Here is a 19,132-nt window from a genome sequence, read left to right on the forward strand (position 1 = left end):
AATCATTCCGTTCTCTTAACGCTCAACCAGCGCGATTTTGCGGTTGTAGATATTCATCAGCAGCGAAATAACCAGACTGATGATCAGATAGACCGCCATGGTGATAGCAATGGTCTCGATCGCCTGACCGGTCTGATTCAGCACCGTACCGGCAAACAGCGAGACCATATCCGGATAGCCGATGGCCGCCGCCAGCGAGGAGTTTTTCACGATGTTGAGATACTGGCTGGTCAGCGGTGGAATGATGACCCGCATTGCCTGGGGAATGATCACCTGCCGCATGGTCACGGGATTCGGCAAACCTAGCGAACGGGCCGCTTCACTCTGTCCATGCGGGACCGACTGGATACCGGAGCGAATCACTTCAGCAATAAACGAAGACGTGTAGATCGACAGCGCCAGCGTCAGCGAAGCCAGCTCCGGGATCATGACGAATCCGCCACGGAAGTTAAATCCGCGAAGCTGCGGGACATCCCAGTGGGTGGCGGCGCCAAACAGCGTATGGGCTATCAGCGGGAAGACGATAATCATCGCGGCGGCTGTGGGCCAGGTCCGCCGCAGCTGACCGGTCTTCAACTGGTGCTGGCGGTTGTAATGCCGTAACCCGATGCTGCCTGCGATCGCCAGCGCCAGGGCGATAACGAATGGCCAGCTGCCTGGCGCATAGGTGGGCCACGGGATGTAAAGGCCGCGGTTGCTGACAAACGCCAGATCGAATGCGCTTAATGCCTCGCGTGGGCCGGGGAGATTACGCAGAACGGCAAAATACCAGAAGAAAATCTGCAACAACGGCGGGATGTTGCGGAACGTCTCGATATAAATGGTTGAGAGCCTGCGCAGCAGCCAGTTATCAGACAGACGGGCGAGGCCGATAAAGAAACCGAGAATGGAGGCGAAAACAATGCACAGCGCGGAAACCAGCAGGGTATTGGTTAACCCCACAAGGAAGACGCGCGCGTAAGTATCGCCTTCAGTGTAATCAATCAGATGCTGGACGATGCCGAAACCGGCACCACGTTCAAGAAAACCAAAACCGGATGTAATACCGCGATTGGCCAGGTTGATCACCGTGTTGTGGATCAGATATCCCACAACAGCAAACACGGCCACAATGGCGACTATCTGGTAAAGCCAGGCGCGAACCGTGGGATTACCGAACGAAAAATCCCTTTTTACGGTTGGGCGTTGAGACATGTTGAAACCTCAATGAAAAAAGCGCATTGGGTACCGCAGGGTGCGGTACCCGACTGGAAGGCAGATTAGCGTACCGGCGGTGCGTACTGGATGCCGCCCTGGTTCCAGAGCGCATTCTGGCCGCGCGCGATTTTCAGCGCGCTGTCTTTACCGACATTGCGGTCAAAGCTCTCCTGGTAGTTACCGACCTGTTTAATAATGTTGAACGCCCATTTATTGTCGAGCTTCAGGTCTTTGCCAAAGTCGCCTTCAGAACCCAGCAGGTGAGCCATGTCCGGGTTGGAGGGTTTTGCCGCCAGCTGATCGACGTTTTTCGAACTGATCCCCATTTCTTCAGCGTTCAGCATTGCGTACAGAGACCATTTAACGATAGTGAACCAGTCGTCATCGCCGCGGCGCACAACTGGCCCCAGAGGTTCTTTCGAAATAACTTCCGGCAGAACGATGAATTCATCCGGTTTGCCCAGCTTAATACGCAGCGCGTACAGCTGAGACTGATCGGAAGCCAGGGTGTCGCAGCGGCCGCTGTCGAGGGCCTTAGCCGATTCGTCAGAGCGGTCAAAGGTCACCGGCGTGTATTGCATTTTGTTGGCTTTGAAGTAATCGGCGACGTTCAGCTCGGTATCCGTACCTGCCTGGATACACACGGTGGCGCCATCCAGCTCTTTAGCGCTTTTGAGGCCAGCCTTTTGATGGGTCAGGAAGCCGATACCGTCATAATAGTTGACTCCCGCGAATAAGAACCCCATCCCGCCGTCGCGTGAAGAAGTCCAGGTGGTATTACGGGACAGAATGTCCACCTCACCTGATTGCAGGGCGGTAAAACGCTCTTTTGCCGTCAGCGGGGTGTATTTGACCTTGCTGGCATCGCCAAACACAGCCGCCGCAGTAGCGCGACAGACATCCACATCAATACCGGTGAATTTACCGTTCGCATCGGCGTAAGAGAAGCCCGGCAGACCATCACTGATACCGCATTGAACAAACCCTTTCTTCTTAATTGCATCCAAAGTGGTGCCAGCATGTGCTTGCTGCGCGACGGCGAACAGAGACGCCGCGGCGACCAGGGTGGAGAACATTATTTTTTTCATAAATCATCCTGTGTGGATAAATCGTGGTGTTATGTGGTTGTGTTGAGCACTGTACCGTGCGTTTTTTCCTGTGGCGGTCCGCCATTTCCGTTAAGGCAATTTTGATGCCATGTTTTCAGATCACTGAAATTTATAGGAAGAGTTCTTCATCATCTGAATCATCAAGAAAGTTACGGTTACTATTGAGCACTAAAAGGGAACAATACGAGTCATCGTGGGCAAAAATAGTGCAAAAGTTTCACGATAAGAAAGCAGCGGGCGTGGAGAAGAAGGGCGCATGCTGATGGGTTTGGCATTTAATGACGAAACGATTCACTCGCATACAGCCGCGGTCTCAAGGGATAGCAGGATGAGGGAAGGGGGACGAGTTGGGTAATATCCCTGACGGGAGTGTGAGATTTACCGGTAAAATCTCACGGTATTAACTGCAACTATCGTTACCATCAAGCGGGTAACTGTTTCATTAGTTGCGAATGCAAACGTGGCAAAACGCCGGGTATCCCCGTGGATAACGGAAACCCGTTAATGCTGAAAGCGGCAGGGTAATGTTTAATTCGTATTGGCAACGTTCAGCCCCGACTGGTAATAATACAGGTAGCGGATCGCAGGTCTCCGACAAGTGCGTGAGTTCAAAGGACGACACTGGAATTCGGTTTGGATTGTGGGTTTTAGCCTGGCGTTGGCCATCGTAATAATATGCTTTGGCCTGATAAGTATTTTTCTGTTTTTACGCACTAGCGAGGGAGTGAATCTATGCCGGTACAAGTCGGGATCTATATTTTTGATAATGTTGAAGTCCTCGATTTTGCTGGACCTTATGAAGTCTTCACCTGTGCTTCCAGGGTTCATCGGGGAGAAAAACCACTGTTTAACGTCTTTACGGTAGGCGAAACCCTGGAGACCATACGTGCGCGAGCAGGACTGAAACTTACCCCTGAAGCCACGATAGATAATCATCCACCAATAGATTGCTTGATTATTCCTGGCGGGGTTGTCGATGCGGAGCTTGCAAAGAATAATGTAATTGAATGGATATACCAGCAATCGTTAAAAACGGTGATTACCTCTTCAGTGTGTACCGGCTCTTTTTTACTCGCTAAAGCGGGTATTTTGTCCGGTAAATCCGCCACCACGCATTGGGAGGATATTCCCGATTTCCGAATGATGTTTCCACAAGTCTTCGTAAAAGAAGAATTACGCTGGGTAGATGAGGGACCAATTGTAACCTCTGCCGGGATTTCCGCGGGTATTGATATGAGTCTACATTTAGTCGAACGCTTTTCTGATAGAGCGCTTGCGGAGCTTACCGCGAAACAGCTGGCATTTGACTGGACCGGGAATAAACCCACGATTTAGTTAATTCAATGAAACAGGAGACGCGGAGATAATATTTCCCGCGGCAGCCTGTTTAGCATCATAGTATTGCGCGAACCACAGAAGAAATACGGGTCAGGTTAGCGCGATCGTATGGTTCAACCTTTAACTGCGGTTATTTTCTTTTCCCGAAAATGGCGCGGCTCCTGACCTGCTCCCTTTTACAAGAAGGGAGCAGGGTCAACTCAGGAAAGGGCTTTAGCCCGGACGCGCTGCAGGCGGCGCAGCGTAATGGTACTGGCGCCAAGGTGGGCGTCTTTGATATGCAGAATAATCAACTCTACCGCTCGCTCCTCCAGCCGGCATTCTATAGCCTCCAGCAGTTCAGCATGCTCTTCATAGGTCTGCGCAATACGCGCCTCATACTCAAAATCGAGCCGGCGCATAATGCGGATCCTGTCGGTAATATTGGTCAGAATTGCCGTCAGTTCGCGATTGCCTGCGGCTTCCGTCAGGGCAATATGAAACTGCTCATCAAGTTCCAAAACTTTATCGCACTCTAATAGTCTCGCCTCAGGCGCGACGCACCAGACTGCTTTAAGTTCGGCGAGAACGGCCCGGTTCACTTTCGGCGAAGTTGAGTTGCACAGATGCCTGACCGTATTCGCTTCAATCAGCGCGCGCGTTTCGTACAGATCTTCATACGTATCGAAATCAATGGGAAATACCTCCCACCCGTTACGAACGCAGCGCCTGACCAGGTTTTCGTTTTGTAATATCAGCAGCGCTTCGCGCACAGGCGTACGCGAGCATCCAAGGCGACGGGCAATGTCCACCTCCGTGAACCGATCTCCTGGCAGAAGAACAAACTGGTAAATTTCCTGCCGCAGTCGAAGACAGACGCGCTCCGAATGCGGAAGAAGCTGTGTAGGTTCAGATGTCATTGCCGTTATTCCTGAAAAGTTCTGAGATTAGCTATGCTGGCGGATGAATCGCGCACGCCAGGGTTTTAAAACGCACAAGGCGAGAGCGGCGGTAACAAAATCCAGGCCAATTGCGCAACTGAAGACAACGTGCCACCCCTGAGTGTATTGATACAAGAGCGCCGCAAGCGGGCCGCCGAAAATCGAACCGATGCCTTGCGAAATGTACAGCCAGCCATAGTTTGACGCGGCATTTTCGCTGCCAAAGGTGTCAGTCAGGGTCGACGGGAAGAGTGAAAAGATCTCTCCCCAGCCAAAGAACACTACACCAGACAATAGCACAAAGAGCATTGGATCTTCTCGACACGCCAGCCATAACGTCATGGCAACGCCCTCAAGCGCGAATGCGATGAACATGGTTTGCTCGCGGCCAAAACGGTCGGAGATAAAGCCAAATAGCGGGCGGGTCAGACCGTTAGTGAAACGATCAATCGTCAGAGCCAGTGGCAAAGCCGCCATACCAAATACCACCGCCTTACTGATGCCGAAATCCTCTGCGAAAACCGCCATCTGCGAGGTAACCATCAACCCGGAGGTGGACATCATCGCCATCATGGCGAACATCAGCCAGAACAGCGGCTGGCGCAGCATTTCGCGTGAGGTGAATTGCTTGCTGCTCTGCGCCAGCTTCTGGCTGACGGGGATCGATACCGTGTTCGGCGGCAGCCTCAGCCCCTGACTTGCCAGAAAACCTATAGCGGCAAAAATGATGCCGAAAACGGTCATCGTTTGTTCAAGACCGTAGCTGCCAAGCGACATTGAGATGGGGAAAGTGGTCAATACGGCGCCCATACCGTATCCGGCGGCCACCGAGCCTGCGGCGAATCCACGGTGCTGCGGGAACCATTTCACCATCAGGCCGACAACGCCGATGTAAACAATCCCGGTACCAAGCCCGCCCATACAGCCATAGATCAACCACAGCGCGGTCAGACCATGAATATGCGCTGAAAGTACCCAGCTCATCCCGGCCATTACGGTGCCGATCGAAATCAGCAGCCTGGGGCCGAATTTTTCAACCAGCCGCCCCTGAAACGGTGAAAAGAAAGTCTGCAGTATGATTAGCAGAGAAAAGGTGACCTGCAGTTCCGGTAATCCCACGCCCAGTTTCGCGGCTAACGGCTTCGTCAGCAGCGTCCAGACATATTGCGGACTTGAAATGGCAGCCATACAGATCAAACCAAGAACGAGCTGTCCCCATTTCCCATATTTAGGTGTGATAAAGGGTTCGCTGAGAGTAGTCATAATAATCTCCGATCGCAGTGTAAAATCATTCGGTAGAGGGCGTCCGTCAGGGGATATCGCCCGCCGTTGAAAAATGTCGAATAGAAAAAATGAGCGTTACCAGATCGCCACGCCGCCGTCGCTGCGCGGATCGCTCCCCCCCTCAAGCATGCCGTTGCGGCGGCGGATGATGGCGCCGGCATGACCCATGATGTCGTCATAAGGGGGATAGATTTCGACGTCATGGCCGTAACGCCTGAGGATGTCGGTTGTCGCCGGGCTTAAGCGGCTCTCAATCTTGAGCGTGTCGCTGCTTTCGCCCCAGGTGCGGCCCAGCAGCCAGCGCGGCGCGGCTACCGCTGCCTGCGGAGACATGCCTTGATGAAGAATACGGTCGAAAACGGCGGCCATTGTCTGCGGCTGGCCGTCGCCGCCCATGCTGCCGTAAACCATCACGTCACCGTTTACCAGGCGCACCAGCGCCGGGTTGAGCGTATGGAATGGCAAACGACCTGGTTGAAGCGGGTTAGTCGCGGCGGGGTCAAGCGAAAAACTGCTGCACCGGTTCTGCCAGATAATGCCGCTGTCCGGCAGAATAACGGCGCTGCCGAATTCATGATAAATACTCTGGATATAGCTCACTGCCGTACCAGAACTATCGACGACCCCCATCCAGATCGTGTCCGCCGGACCGCGGCCACCTTCCCACGCTCGCGTTCGATCGGCCGCGATTTGTTGGCTGAGCATTTCGATGTTTTCCGGCGCGAGCAGGGATTGTGGGTCGACTTTCATATGCGCCGGGTCGGTGATATGACGATCCCGCAAATCAAACGCGAGCTTGATCGCTTCCACGCACTGATGAATGAAATCAGCTTCGTCAACAATGGCGCCTTTTTTACGCTGATATTCGATGATCCCGGTGATAAGCAGCGAGACCAGGCCCTGGGACGGCGGGGGCAGGTTATAAACCGTGCCGGCATATATTTCCAGCGCCAGCGGTTTGACCAGAGAAGCGCCGAAGCTATCCAGATCGCTGAATTGCAACAGGCAGCCGGCGGCGTTAAGTTCACTGGCAATAAGACGAGCGATATCACCGTGATAGAAATCATCCAGGCCGTTTATGGCCAGCTTTTCCAGCGTGTTGGCTAACGCAGGCTGGTGCAGCAATTCATCCGTGTTCAGCGCCTCGCCTGAGGGAGCGAATAGCGAGGTAAAGCCGGGGAATAACCGCAGCTGGTTTAGCCTGGATGCGATTTGCTGGTGCAGCCCATCACTGACCGGAACGCCATAACGAGCATAGTGAATAGCATCCTTCAGCAGACGGGATAACGGCAGGCGCGCTGGTTCAGTGAGGTTCTGTTCCGCCCATTCCAGCGCCAGGCTCCAACCTGCCACCGCCCCGGCCACGGTATTGGCGGCATGCGGACCCCGCGACGGAATTTGCTGAAAACCCGCCTTTTTATAAAAAGGGATATCAGCTTTTTGTGCCGCATATCCACATGCCTGAATCGCTACCGGCTCTTTACCCGGCGCCGAGATCAACCAGAAACCATCGCCGCCAATGCCGTTCATATGCGGATAGACAACGGCGATAGTGGCTGCGGCGGCAACCATCGCTTCAATAGCGTTGCCACCGTCTCTTAAAACAGCGACAGCGCTTTCTGCTGCCATCGCGTGCGGCGCAACAGCCATCCCCTGCGTGCATTTTACTGACTTCATCTGATTCATTGCATAACACCTTGTCGACATATGTGTATACACATACCAATGCAACAAATAAGCCAATTATAAAATATGAGTATAATCAACATGTTAAACTGAAATCGAATGGAGGTGGCGGGTGGGATTTCGTCGTGCGGTGGCACTGCAAAGGTGCAAATGTCAGATCCAGGTGCGTTGCATATAAAAGAACCAGACAGGCGGGGCAGGGAAGAGGACTCCCGTTAAGTCGGGGCTCTTTTCGCCCATCCGGAGCGGTTTATCACCGCAGCCCGGCGATAGCGTGGCTGCTAAATCACTCTTTGCCTGGATTGATCGCCTTCGCTGACACTGGGTGAACCTTAGCGGGCGCAGGAGTGGGCTGCTAAAAAAGAATGTAAAGAATGATCCGCGGCGATAAATAGCGGATCATTCTTTTCCCCGCCTTTTATATTCTCTCAACAGTTTGAATATTCCAGTTTCAGGAAAAATGCCCTGTGTCGGAAATGTGTTTTTCAACTTTGGATATGTGTTTTTCTTGTTTGTCTTTATAGACCCCGCAGCAATATAGTTTTAGTAAAGAAATAAATGCCAGTGTTGCGCATTTATCAGGGATAGCTCGCTGCGAAAATAAAATAATGATTGCTATTGATAAGATCAGTAAAAGTTTTACTGGCGAACAAATACTAAAAGAGGTTTCGCTTTCCATTAATACAGGGGAAGTTATCTGCATTATTGGTCCAAGCGGCTCGGGGAAAACGACATTATTGCGCACCTTAAATTTTCTGGAGCCTGCCGACAGCGGGAAAATAGAAATCGATGATGCGGTTGTTGACTGCGCGAAAGCCGGAAAAAAAGAGATTGAAAAAATACGCGCGAAAACCGCGATGGTCTTTCAATCCTGGAATTTGTTTCACAATCTCACCGCATTGCAAAATATTACCGAAGGCCTGATTTATGCGCAAAAACGCCCTCGTCAGGAGGCAGTGGCTGTAGCCGAGCGTCTGCTAAAACAGGTCGGGCTGTTGCATAAAAAAGACCATTACCCGAACAGCCTTTCTGGCGGGCAGAAACAGCGTATCGGCATTGCCCGTGCGCTGGCAATTAACCCGGCAGTGCTGTTACTGGATGAACCGACATCAGCTCTGGACCCGGAAAAAGTAGGCGAAATCCTGACGCTGATTCAGAACATTGCCGCCAACGGGCAAACGATGATTATCGTGACTCATGAAATGGAGTTTGCCCGCCAGGTCGCCTCCAGGGTGGTGTTTATGGAAAACGGGGAGATCGTGGAGCAGGGGCCGCCTGAGCAAATTTTTGGCGCGGCGTTGCACGCGAGGACCCAGGCGTTTCTTGCCCGATTACGTTACCACGCCTGAGGCCACGCTGATGAATCCACATCCGTTATTGAGTTCCGACGATCTGCTTTTCATTGTGCCGAAATTACTGGAAAACCTGCCGATCACGCTGGGTATTACGCTTGCATCTCTGCTTCTCGGCCTGGCGCTTGGCCTGCTGGCTGCGGTATTGCAGTTTAGCCGTTCACCGGTGTTGAGTGTGTTTGCGAAAGCGTACACCGATGTGCTGCGCGGAGCGCCGCTGGCTCTGCTGATCCTGCTCTTTTTCTTCGGCGGAAAACTGATTCTCTCAGCGCTGGAACTACCGGCGTTACTGATTAGCGATATGACCTTTGCCATATTGTCTATTTCTGTTGGCATTAGCCCCTATTTTGCAGAAATGATGCGCTCGGCATGGAATGCCGTGGATCCAGGACAAAAAGAGGCAATACGCAGCCTGAATATTCCCTGGCATATTGGGATCGCGCGCATCATTTTCCCGCAAGGACTCATTATCGCCATTCCGAATTTTGGCAATATTTTAATCAACCTCGTTAAGATGACGTCGCTGGTTAATATTATTGGCATTGTCGATATTTTTGGTCGGGCGCAGAAAATCTCGCAAAACAGCTATGGTACCAAGCAGGTTGCGGCATTTATTAGCGTTATCCTCATTTACTGGTTTCTTAACATAATTATCTTTTATCTCACTACCCGTATTGAGAAAAAGTATCAATATTTACTGGAGTAAAATACGACTATGTTTAGCATCGATTTTATCCGGGATAATTTCACCTTTATACTAAGTGCACTACCGATCACGTTGCTGATCACCATTTTATCGTTATTTTTTTCGACGCTATTAGGCGGCGTCCTGGCCTGGGTGGTCATTCGCGATGTGCCTTACGTGAAATATCTGGTTGCGGTGTTTATCTCTTTTGGGCGCTCCATCCCCATGCTGGTGATGCTCTATTTTATTTTTTATGTCTGGCCGTGGCTTGCCAGCGGGCTTTTTGGCGGTCCGCAGGAGACGCCGTTCACCTACAAGCTCTCGCCTCTGGTAGCCGCAGTAGCTGCTTTTTCAGTGGTGTTCAGCGCGTACTTCGCAGAGACGTTTCGTTCGGCGTGGAATGCGGTGGAAAAAGGGCAACGAGAAGCTGCATGGTCGATTGGCCTGACCGGTTTTACCCAGTTTCGACGCATTATTTTGCCGCAGGCGGCGGTATCCGCTTTACCTAACTACACCAGCGTCCTGATTGACCTGATCAAGGATACGTCGCTGGTTTATACCATCACCGTGATCGATGTGATGGCAAAGGCGAATATCGCGGCGGCACGTGGTTTTCATTATGTGGAGGCCTATTGCATCGTCATGATTATTTATATTGCGCTCTGTCTGGTCCTTACCCGGATATTGCGACATATCGAGGCGTATCTCAGTAACCGGTGGAAAAGCCATGCACGAAAAGTGGTTCCATCTCACTCATTTTGGGGAAAGAAGTATGTTCAAAAATAAGGTGTTAATGATCGGTTCGTTGCTGTTAGCAATGCAGGTAGCGGTGGTTCAGGCGGTCGAAAAAAGCCCGAATGCAGAAACTGTTGAAGTGGTGGTGAATGCGAACGGGTTCCCGTTTAGCTTTGTGGATGATAATAACAATATTACCGGTTACGATGGTGAGTTATTAAAAGTCATTGACCAGAAGCTCGCCAACTATAAGTTCCATTTTAATGCGGTCTCTCGTGATGCGATGATCATCGGGTTATCCACCGGCGCGTATACTCTGGCGGCTGACCATTTTTATCTGACGAAAGAGCGCGCGGCACAATACGCGTACTCTGGCCAGCCTTCGGGCATCAGCGACCTGCGTTTAATTATACGTAACAATGAAAATGATATTCATACGCTGGGAGATCTGGCGAGCGGTAAGAAAAAACTGGTGCCGATCCATACGTCTGACGCACGCTATACCGTTATTGATAACTACAACAAAAAGCACCCAGGTCAGCAAATCAATCTGCAGCCGAACGGTGAGCAATCTGCGGCGGACATTTTCAAAGCCGTCGCCTCCGGAGAGTACGATGCGGCTATATATCCGATTGGCGCATTACTGGCGTTAAACAAAGCCCTGAATCTGAACCTGAAAGCCTCCGGGTCGGTCGGTTTGTTCCCCAACGTCTATTTATACAAAAAGAATGCCGACCCGAAACTGATTGAGGCCATCGACCACGAGCTTGAAGCCCTTAAAAAAGACGGCACGCTGGCCGCACTGTCTCGCAAGTGGTATGACGAAGATGTTTACGGTCTGCCGGGTGCGGAAAGCGTCAAAGTAAACACCGACTGGGAATAGTCGTTTAAGGGGAGTGCTGTCTGATGAATACAAAACAGCCCGCTTCGGCGCACAACGCGCCGACCCTGGACGACGAGGTTACTCTTGCGCTACGGGCTATCACCGAAAAGCGCGCCGCGACGCTTGGCTATTTACTTGATGAATCCCGGCTACGCAATCAGCCCGACGATTATGCGCGCGACGCTATCCGCCGTTATGGCCGTGATATCGGGCGTTCCGTACGCGCGAAGATGCGTTGTGACAACGATTTGCAGGAATTTGCTGCTGTGTTTACCCGTGGGCTGGAATCGCAGGTTTACGAAATGGAGACCGTATCGACCAGCCCGTCAGAGTTTATTGTGCTGTTCCATTATTGCCCTTACGTCAATTGCTGGCGTCAGCAGGGACGCGATGCCCGGCAGATTGAGACGCTGTGCGACATCTGCATGGAAGGGGATCATGCGTTAACCGATGCATTCGAGGGCATGCAGTTAGCGGTTGAGACCGCGCTGGCGCGGGGGGATGCCGCCTGCCGGCTGCGTTTCTACCAGACTCAGGAGGCTTAATGACAACATTAAAATGGGATCACGCCGTTCAGTTTGTGAACCAGCCGGACGAAGCGATTGCCGCGTTTGCCGGGCAGCAGCTCAGCGCGCTTGCCGGTGGGCGTCACCCTGGCTGGGGGACCTGGAATGCGCTCAGCTATTTCGGACTGACCTATATCGAATTTCTCGCCATCTACGATCGCGCCGAGCTGGCGTCGGCGCAGGCCGATTTTTTGCTCTCCCGTGACGCGGCGCAGCTGTTGCCGGAAAACCAGGCGCTGCATCGGGTGGCGCTGCGCACGGATAATATTGACCAGACGCATGCCGACCTGCGCAGCAAGGGGCTGAATGTCTCCCCGATTGTCGACGGCCGGCGTAACGATCCGCAGGGTAATACCATTAGCTGGCGTATTTTCACTATCGATGGGGATTTTAACGGTCTGCCGTATCCCTTTATTTTGCAATGGGGAGAGGGCGATAGCGCGCGGCTGGCGCGGCTACGTGCTCAGGGGCTCGACGGGCCACATCCCGCAGGCGAGGTAACGTTGCAGAGCGCTATTTTTGCGGTGCAAGACCCGCAGGCCGCGCGTGCGCACTGGCACGCGCTATTTGGGTTCAATGAACTGCCTGAGGGGCTGGCAGTGGGCCAACAGCGCTTTGTTTTTCTCCAGGGGCAGGCCAACCGCTTAGTCGAACTGGTCTTTAACGTCGCTGACCCGGCGCTGAAAGGCCAACGTTTTCGCGTAGGCAACGGCGAATATCGCTTTCAATAAGGAGTCACTGCGCATGGCAAATGTACATTTTATTGGTGCCGGACAAATGGCGGAGGCCATTATTCGAGCCTCGCTGGCGGCGGGGACGCTTCGCGCGGAAGAGATTTCGCTGGAGGATATCGATTCGGGTCGCATCGCAGCGCTCACTGAACGTTATGGCCTGGTGCAGCAGCAGCGCGAGGATGTGTTGCGCGAGGCCGCCCTGGTGGTGCTGGGGATCCGCCCACAGGACGATTTATCGAGTGTGGCAGAGCATATTCGGCCCCATCTTTCTGCCGCAACGACGGTGATCTCCCTGATTGCCGGGGTGACGCTGCACAAACTCGAAACCGTATTGGGGACGGGAAAACCCATTGCCCGGGTTATCCCTAATACGCTTACCGATACCGGATTTGGCTACAGCGGGGTGGTTCTGAACGCGCAGGCGCTTCCCGAACAGGTGGAGCCTTTTCTGAGCGGTTTTGGCAAGGTGCTTTACCTGCCGGAACGGCTTATTGATATCTTTACCGGCTTCGGCGTCGCCGGGCCGAACTATATTTATTACTTTATCGAGTCGTTTACCGATGCGGGCGTGCTGGCCGGTCTGTCGCGCGCGCAGGCAGCTGAGGTGGTTCTGGAAAATCTGCAGGGGGCGATAGAGATGCTGCGCCTGAGCCAGAAACACCCGAGGCAGCTACTCGATATCAACAACTCCCCGGCGGGAGTCGGGATTCATGGGTTGTATGAGCTTAACAACAGCGATTTCGCTGCAGGCCTGCAACGCAGCGTGCTTGCGGCGGTGAAACGCACCCGTGAGTTGGGTGAGGCACAGTAAACGTTATCAGGAGCGATCGCTATGAAGAGAAAAAATACGCTATTCCTCGCCGGACTGCTCTGCGTGATGGGGACGTTGAGCACCTCTGCGGCCTGGTCGGTCACCCCTCAATCCCCCATAGCCTGGGGGGAACGTTGGAAAAATCTGCCGCGAACACCAGCGCCTGTCGCCGCGCTGAAACCGGCGTATGCCAGCGTAAACGGAATACAGCTCTATTACGCCACCACCGGAGAGGGAACGCCGGTGGTTTTGCTCCACGGCGGGCTGGCGAATTCCGATTACTGGGGTCAACAGGTTGCAGCGCTGGCGAAGCATCATAAGGTCATTGTGGTTGATAGTCGGGGCCATGGACGCAGCACGCGTGACGAGCGCCCTTACAGCTACGACTTGATGAGTGATGATGTGGTTGCGCTGCTCGATCATCTGAACATTAAGAAAGCGGATATTGTCGGCTGGAGCGATGGGGGAATTATTGGTATCGATTTGGCTATTCGCCACCCGACCAGAGTGAACCGCATTTTCTCCTTTGCCCCCAATACGAAAACCAGCGGCGTAAAACCTGATACCGAGAAAAACCCGGTCTTTGCCAGCTATATCGAACGGGCGGGCAATGAATATCGCAAGCTTTCAAAAACTCCCGACCAGTACGATGCCTTTGTCGATCAGATAAGCCATATGTGGGCAACACAGCCCAACTGGAGCGATGACGATCTCAAGAAAATCACGACCCCGGTACTGATTGTCGATGGCGACCATGACGAGGCCATTGTGCGGGAGCATCTGGAATATATTGCCAACACCATCCCGAATGCCGGATTGTTGATTTTACCAAACACCAGCCACTTCGCGTTTATTCAGGCGCCGAAAGAGTTCAACGAGGCCATCCTGAGCTTTATCGATTACAGGTGACGAGGCATGGAGCTGCAAAAATACGGTGCAGCAAAAGCAGACAGGTTGATAAAGAAACAGTGGAGAAGGGCGTGCGAAATTCATTCTGTTTTTTTGAATAACATCCACAAATGGTTTCGATTTTAATCACTCCATGGTCGTCTTATCATTTATCACATCAGGGCAACATCGCCCAATACTGAACAAATGACTTAAGGAATACGACCATGAAATCCATCAAAACTTTAGTTGTAGTTTCTGCTTTTTCCATGATGTCTTTCGGCGCTTTTGCCCAGAGCGTGACCGCCACGGCATCAACGATTGACAGCGCTGAAGCACAGATCGCCGCACAGGCAAAACAGAGCGGTACGTCGTACAAAATTACCGAGGCCAGCTTCAATAACGGCGTTCATATGACGGCGGAACTGACCAAATAATCGAGGGAACTACCGGACTGGTCGCCGTAAGAGTAAGACCGCGGCGTTGTTCTTAATCTTATTAAAGCCCCTGAAGGGGCTTTTTTTGTCCTCAGAGCCCGGTTTTTATCATGAGACGTCTGAGCGTTTCCATACCAATGACAATGCCGTGATTTTCAGCCAGCTTTTCTCGCGCCAGTGTGGGGCCAAAATCTGAGTAACGTTCCAGAATGATACTCAGCGCCAGTTAGGTCAGTGATTCGGGCAACAGGCGATTGAGCGATTACCAGCGCGGCCGCGACTTTGGTTATTCATTCCAGGCGGCGTTGCAGCAGTCGGTTGCAATGGCGCGGCGTGATACCGGAGCATTTTCGCTGCCTGACCAGGACGTGAGCTGCGATTGATAACATCGTGAAGTGAAGGATTTTGAGGCAGTTGATTTCTTTCACGGAGAAAACCTCGGCATCAGGTATAGCCATAGAAAATGCCTCATCAGGAAAAGTGAGTCGTTGACCAGACATACAGGTTTGAAAACTATAGCCAGGTATTCCTATATAGATATAGAGAAAGAGAGTTACGCCAGTTAGCCACAAACAGACTTAGCATTGAGCCCCTACAACTTAGGTGCGCATAATGTATATTATGTTAAATTGACTGCGAAGGCAGTAAAAGCATCGGGTCACGTTTTGCCGCAGCTTCTATTTGCTATTTACTCATGTGCAGTTAAAGCATCCCTCACCTTTTCATTGTTTAAGAAGCCGGCCGTCCGCCGCTAGCGCGGCGGTTGACGACCCTTACGACAATTTGCTCGAGGCTCTGACCACCAGTTCCGGCATCTGCCCGCGGCTGCCGATCACGTTATGTCCGGCCAGCACTTCAAACAGTAGCGTGACGGCCTGACGGGCAACCTCATCGAGGTGCATGTTCACCGCCGTCAGCGGCGGCAAGGATTCCCGGGCGCGAATACCGTCATAACGGGTGGCTAAGCGCATCCGCTGCGGCATGGCGATCGCCGCATCGTGAAAAGCGCGCACGGCGCCGCTGGCAAAGGTATCAACCAGTACCAGGACGCCATTGATTTCGGGATGTTCCTGCAACATCTGACGCGCCGCCTGATAGCCAGCCGTTTCCCCTTCATGCTCATCAAGGTAATAGATCACCGGCGTCTGCCGCCCTTCGCACCAGTGGCGATAAGCGACCTCCGTTTCCAGCGCGGAGGTCCGCGGCGTATGCCCGACAAAGAGCGCGCAACAATCGGCGCCTTCTGTCTGCAGGTGGCTCAGCAACAGTTTCGCCGTCGCTTCCGAATGCAGATCCACCCACGGTACCGGCGTCGGTGTTCCAGGCGTGCGGCCAATAGTGATGCATGGGATCCCCGCCTGTTGCAGAGCCTGCAGCTGCGGATCGTTTTCGGCGGGTTCCAGCAGAATGGCGGCATCAAAGGTCACCATGTCCAGCGGGTTCTTCCCGGGCGGGACCAGGATCAGCGCATGCTGCTTCTCCAGCGCCATAATCGCCGCCGTAAGCGCGACCTCCATCATAAAACCCAGCTTCGATGCTCCGGAAGCGATGGTCAGCGGCAAGGAAGAAAGAAGCGCAATAGTGTTGGTTTTGCCGGTACGCAGCTGGCGGGCGCGAATATTCGGCGTGTAGTTCAGTGCCTGAATCGCCTCCTCAATACGTTGCCGGGTCTCAGGTTCGACAAAACGGGTGTGATGTAACGCATTAGACACGGTGCCAGGCGATACGCCGGCAAGGCGTGCAACATCAATGAGTCTGGCGCGTTTTTTATCTTGAGCAGTCATCTGGCTGGCGTTCCCTCCCGAGAATTTACGCTCAGGGTAGCACATTTCCAGGGTATGAATTTCGGCACTATTACATAACAAAATCATATTAAAAAAGTGGCCGTTTACCGTAGCTCTCTGGCGAGCATTCCTATCTAATGTTGTTTCATTAAAACGTTTTAATGGTGTATTTTGCCAGAAAATAATCGCTTCAGGAGGCTACGTGGCACACTTATCTCAGGATCCTGCATTCACCCTCGGGCGTCGTCCGAGCGGGCTGACCTTCTCCGATATGGAGAAAAGCTTCGGCGGCTATACGCTCTTCGCCCCACAAACTGCCGAAGGCCGGGTATATCTGGTTGATGAGCGTGGAAAAGTGGCGCACCAGTGGCAGCTCCCGGTTCGTGCCGGACGCGATGCCGTGCTGCTGCCTAACGGTAACCTCGGCTATAACGGTAGCCACAGCATCTCAGCCAACCTCTATCCGGCCTGGGATCTCTGGCACGGCGGCGATTTTTATGAAGTCACTCCGGATAACGAAGTGGTCTGGCATTATGAGGATATCTTCCATCACCACGACGCGCAGTGGCTGGCGAACGGTAACCTGCTGTATACCGCGGCGGCGCCGCTGCCGGCGGAAATTGCCGCTCGCATCACCGGCGGCGATCCGCGCCGCGATGCGCCGGACGGAGTCATACAGAGCGATATCGTCAAAGAGGTCAATCGCGACGGTGAAGTGGTATGGGAATGGCGCGCATGGGAGCATCTGGCCCCGGAAGATTTTCCGGTTCATGAGATCTTCGACCGCCGCCACTGGCCGATGATCAACGGTCTGTCGGTCACCCGCGACGGCCTGGTGCTGATGAGCCTGCGCACCACCTCCGGGGTAATTGCCGTCAATAAAGAGACCGGCAGCATGGTCTGGCACGTGGGGCCGGATGTCGTCGCCCAACAGCACACCCCGATTGAGATGGAAAATGGTTCGATTCTGGTGTTCGATAACGGTAACCTGCGCACCGGCGTAACCTCGCCACACTCGACGGTGCTGGAGTTCGACCCGCACACCCAGGCTATTCGCTGGCAATATCGCGATATTTTCCCGCCGGCCTTTTTCTCACCCTATATGGGCAGCGCTCAGCGCCTGGCCAACGGCAATACCTTTATCTGCGAATCCGCCTTCGGCCGCCTGTTTGAAGTGACTCCACAGGGGGAGACGGTATGGGAATACATTATTCCTTACTTCAATGAATACCCGGAGCATCTTAGCAAGGGGATCATCCCCGGTAAGCAAAACAGCGCCTTCCGCGCGCACCGCTACGCGGCCGATGCGCTACCGTGGCTGAAATAATCGCTCTTCGCCGACGCGGGTCGGCGGGGATGTTCTCACGTCTTTGGGAGGAATTTATGCCGTATTCTGACTCCGCCGTGCCGGAAAACGAAGCCTTGCCCTGGCAAACTAAGCTGCTGCTGGCCCTTCAGCATGTGCTGGTTGTGGCCGCTACGCCGATCGCCGCCGTTTTTCTTATTGCCCAGGCGCTTCACTTCAGCGATGGCGTCACCACATCGCTGCTAAGCGCCACCTTTCTGATGTGCGGGCTGGGGGCCATCCTGCAAAGCCTCGGTATCGGCAGCTTCGGCGCGCGCCTGCCGTTTATTATGGTTCCGGGCGGTGCCCCTATCGCGATCTTCATCGCTATCGCTTTACAGACCAATATCCAAACGGCAATTGGCGCGGTGATCTTAACATCGCTGTTTTATTTTATTGCCCTACCCGTTTTTCGCCGTTTTCTGCACCATTTCCCGCCGTTTATCATCGGGATTATGCTGCTGCTGGTCTCCATCAACCTGATTCGCCTGTACGGCGGGCTCATTATCGGTCAGCCGGGGAGCAGCCACTTTGCGCAGCCCACGAACATTATTCTGGCGCTGGTCACCATCCTGATTACACTGATCTTCGCTCTGGCGTTCAGCGGCATCCTACGTCAGCTGTCGGTCATGTTCGGCCTGCTGGCGGGCACGCTGCTGGCAATGCTGCTGGGCAGCGCCGATTTTAGCGGCGTCAGCCACGGGCCGCTGTTCAGCCTGCCGCAGCTGTTTCCGTTCGGCTGGCCAATCTTCAATCTGTCAGCGTCTCTACCGCTGCTGATTTATGCGGTGATTTCTATGGCTGAAGCAACCGGGCAAACGATTGCCACCGCAGAGATCGTCAAAGCGACACAAAACGTCCATCAGGCCATTCCCCGCACCATCCGCGGCGACGCCGTTATCTCGCTGCTGGGCGGCGTTTTCGGTACTTCGTTGATCATCACCTCCGGCGAGAATATCGGCGTGGTGCGGACCACTAACGTCAAATCACGCCACGTCACGGCGATTGCCGGATTGCTGTTAATCCTGATTGCGTTATTCTCGCCGCTGGTGCGCCTTGCCACCTGTCTGCCCGGTCCGGTGGTCTGCGGGACGGCGGTGATTGTCTTCAGCATCATCGGGGTCATCGGCATCGATATGATTGCCCGCGAGCCGCTGCACAAGCCGGGGAAAACCTATGCCTTAGCCACTGGTCTGGCGATGGGGATGCTGCCGATCCTCGTGCCTGGCCTGTACCAGAATTTCCCCGTCGGAGTGCAGATGGTGCTGGGTAACGGCATGGCGGCGGGTACCCTCACCGCGATCGTCGTCAACTCGTTATTCCTGGTGAGCGAAAAGCGGGCCGCCGTGCGCCTAAAAGGCTGAACCGATACGCCGCT

General features: G+C 53.5%; 19 protein-coding genes and 1 pseudogene. 12 read left to right on the plus strand and 8 right to left on the minus strand.

The features are described 5' to 3' along the window. Nucleotides 1-15: 15 nt before the first annotated feature. Together QFI97_RS15090 and QFI97_RS15095 are read right to left on the minus strand one after the other, a co-directional pair. Nucleotides 16-1,194: an amino acid ABC transporter permease gene (locus tag QFI97_RS15090; RefSeq protein ID WP_095103510.1), complete on the minus strand. Its 1,179-nt coding sequence runs from the start codon at nucleotides 1,192-1,194 to the stop codon at nucleotides 16-18. A 65-nt stretch (nucleotides 1,195-1,259) separates the two neighbouring features. After that, on the minus strand, nucleotides 1,260-2,285 hold the full coding sequence (locus QFI97_RS15095) for an amino acid ABC transporter substrate-binding protein (RefSeq protein WP_095103512.1): 1,026 nt from the start codon (nucleotides 2,283-2,285) through the stop codon (nucleotides 1,260-1,262). Between the two features lie 753 nt (nucleotides 2,286-3,038). On the opposite strand from QFI97_RS15095, the gene QFI97_RS15100 reads away from it, so the two are divergent. Then, nucleotides 3,039-3,641: a DJ-1/PfpI family protein gene (locus QFI97_RS15100; RefSeq protein ID WP_095103513.1), complete on the plus strand. Its 603-nt coding sequence runs from the start codon at nucleotides 3,039-3,041 to the stop codon at nucleotides 3,639-3,641. Nucleotides 3,642-3,844: 203 nt separating this feature from the next. Here the strand turns inward: QFI97_RS15100 and QFI97_RS15105 are convergent, their stop codons facing one another. From QFI97_RS15105 to QFI97_RS15120, 4 genes are all read right to left on the minus strand, one after another. After that, complete coding sequence (locus tag QFI97_RS15105; RefSeq protein ID WP_095103515.1) at nucleotides 3,845-4,543, minus strand: GntR family transcriptional regulator; 699 nt, start codon at nucleotides 4,541-4,543, stop codon at nucleotides 3,845-3,847. Between the two features lie 27 nt (nucleotides 4,544-4,570). Further along, complete coding sequence (oxlT, locus tag QFI97_RS15110; protein WP_095103516.1) at nucleotides 4,571-5,827, minus strand: oxalate/formate MFS antiporter; 1,257 nt, start codon at nucleotides 5,825-5,827, stop codon at nucleotides 4,571-4,573. Between the two features lie 96 nt (nucleotides 5,828-5,923). Further along, nucleotides 5,924-7,525: a gamma-glutamyltransferase family protein gene (locus QFI97_RS15115; protein WP_346432092.1), complete on the minus strand. Its 1,602-nt coding sequence runs from the start codon at nucleotides 7,523-7,525 to the stop codon at nucleotides 5,924-5,926. Between the two features lie 460 nt (nucleotides 7,526-7,985). Next, a complete protein-coding gene (locus tag QFI97_RS15120; RefSeq protein ID WP_346432115.1) occupies nucleotides 7,986-8,279 on the minus strand; it encodes a hypothetical protein in 294 nt (97 codons plus the stop codon). Between QFI97_RS15120 and QFI97_RS15125 the strand changes: the two genes are divergently transcribed. The 9 genes from QFI97_RS15125 to QFI97_RS15165 all read left to right on the plus strand — a co-directional run bounded on the left by QFI97_RS15125 (nucleotide 8,188) and on the right by QFI97_RS15165 (nucleotide 14,625). After that, nucleotides 8,188-8,883, plus strand: coding sequence for an amino acid ABC transporter ATP-binding protein (locus QFI97_RS15125; RefSeq protein ID WP_346432093.1), 696 nt, complete (start codon nucleotides 8,188-8,190; stop codon nucleotides 8,881-8,883). The genes QFI97_RS15120 and QFI97_RS15125 overlap by 92 nt on opposite strands. Before the next feature lie 10 nt (nucleotides 8,884-8,893). Continuing rightward, nucleotides 8,894-9,592 carry an ABC transporter permease subunit gene (locus QFI97_RS15130; RefSeq protein WP_095103594.1) on the plus strand — a complete coding sequence of 233 codons (699 nt, stop codon included), beginning with the start codon at nucleotides 8,894-8,896 and terminating at the stop codon, nucleotides 9,590-9,592. 9 nt (nucleotides 9,593-9,601) lie between these two features. Next, nucleotides 9,602-10,357 carry an amino acid ABC transporter permease gene (locus QFI97_RS15135; protein WP_095103519.1) on the plus strand — a complete coding sequence of 252 codons (756 nt, stop codon included), beginning with the start codon at nucleotides 9,602-9,604 and terminating at the stop codon, nucleotides 10,355-10,357. Further along, nucleotides 10,344-11,189 (plus strand): transporter substrate-binding domain-containing protein, encoded by an 846-nt coding sequence (locus QFI97_RS15140; RefSeq protein WP_095103521.1) that lies wholly within the window; start codon nucleotides 10,344-10,346, stop codon nucleotides 11,187-11,189. Before QFI97_RS15135 ends, QFI97_RS15140 begins: the two co-directional genes overlap by 14 nt. Before the next feature lie 23 nt (nucleotides 11,190-11,212). Continuing rightward, nucleotides 11,213-11,734 carry an L-2-amino-thiazoline-4-carboxylic acid hydrolase gene (locus tag QFI97_RS15145; RefSeq protein WP_095103522.1) on the plus strand — a complete coding sequence of 174 codons (522 nt, stop codon included), beginning with the start codon at nucleotides 11,213-11,215 and terminating at the stop codon, nucleotides 11,732-11,734. After that, nucleotides 11,734-12,486, plus strand: a complete 753-nt coding sequence (locus QFI97_RS15150; protein ID WP_346431482.1) for a VOC family protein — start codon at nucleotides 11,734-11,736, stop codon at nucleotides 12,484-12,486. Before QFI97_RS15145 ends, QFI97_RS15150 begins: the two co-directional genes overlap by 1 nt. Before the next feature lie 13 nt (nucleotides 12,487-12,499). After that, nucleotides 12,500-13,300, plus strand: coding sequence for a pyrroline-5-carboxylate reductase family protein (locus tag QFI97_RS15155; RefSeq protein WP_346431483.1), 801 nt, complete (start codon nucleotides 12,500-12,502; stop codon nucleotides 13,298-13,300). A gap of 21 nt (nucleotides 13,301-13,321) precedes the next feature. Further along, nucleotides 13,322-14,209: an alpha/beta fold hydrolase gene (locus tag QFI97_RS15160; protein WP_223261810.1), complete on the plus strand. Its 888-nt coding sequence runs from the start codon at nucleotides 13,322-13,324 to the stop codon at nucleotides 14,207-14,209. Between the two features lie 206 nt (nucleotides 14,210-14,415). Beyond that, nucleotides 14,416-14,625, plus strand: a complete 210-nt coding sequence (locus QFI97_RS15165) for a YdgH/BhsA/McbA-like domain containing protein (RefSeq protein WP_095103531.1) — start codon at nucleotides 14,416-14,418, stop codon at nucleotides 14,623-14,625. 94 nt (nucleotides 14,626-14,719) lie between these two features. Here the strand turns inward: QFI97_RS15165 and QFI97_RS23520 are convergent. Beyond that, nucleotides 14,720-14,848, minus strand: a pseudogene (locus tag QFI97_RS23520) (ISNCY-like element ISTde1 family transposase); the annotation flags it as partial. 550 nt (nucleotides 14,849-15,398) lie between these two features. Beyond that, nucleotides 15,399-16,409 (minus strand): LacI family DNA-binding transcriptional regulator, encoded by a 1,011-nt coding sequence (locus QFI97_RS15170; RefSeq protein WP_346431484.1) that lies wholly within the window; start codon nucleotides 16,407-16,409, stop codon nucleotides 15,399-15,401. A gap of 202 nt (nucleotides 16,410-16,611) precedes the next feature. Here QFI97_RS15170 and QFI97_RS15175 point away from each other — a divergent pair, with 202 nt between their 5' ends. Both QFI97_RS15175 and QFI97_RS15180 read left to right on the plus strand, forming a co-directional pair. Beyond that, complete coding sequence (locus tag QFI97_RS15175) at nucleotides 16,612-17,736, plus strand: aryl-sulfate sulfotransferase (protein WP_346431485.1); 1,125 nt, start codon at nucleotides 16,612-16,614, stop codon at nucleotides 17,734-17,736. Between the two features lie 56 nt (nucleotides 17,737-17,792). After that, on the plus strand, nucleotides 17,793-19,118 hold the full coding sequence (locus QFI97_RS15180; RefSeq protein WP_346431486.1) for a uracil-xanthine permease family protein: 1,326 nt from the start codon (nucleotides 17,793-17,795) through the stop codon (nucleotides 19,116-19,118). The last annotated feature ends 14 nt before the right edge of the window (nucleotides 19,119-19,132 follow it).

Origin of the sequence: Klebsiella scottii (assembly GCF_036561945.1) — a bacterium.
In the GTDB taxonomy this organism is placed as follows: Bacteria; Pseudomonadota; Gammaproteobacteria; order Enterobacterales; family Enterobacteriaceae; genus Klebsiella; species Klebsiella scottii.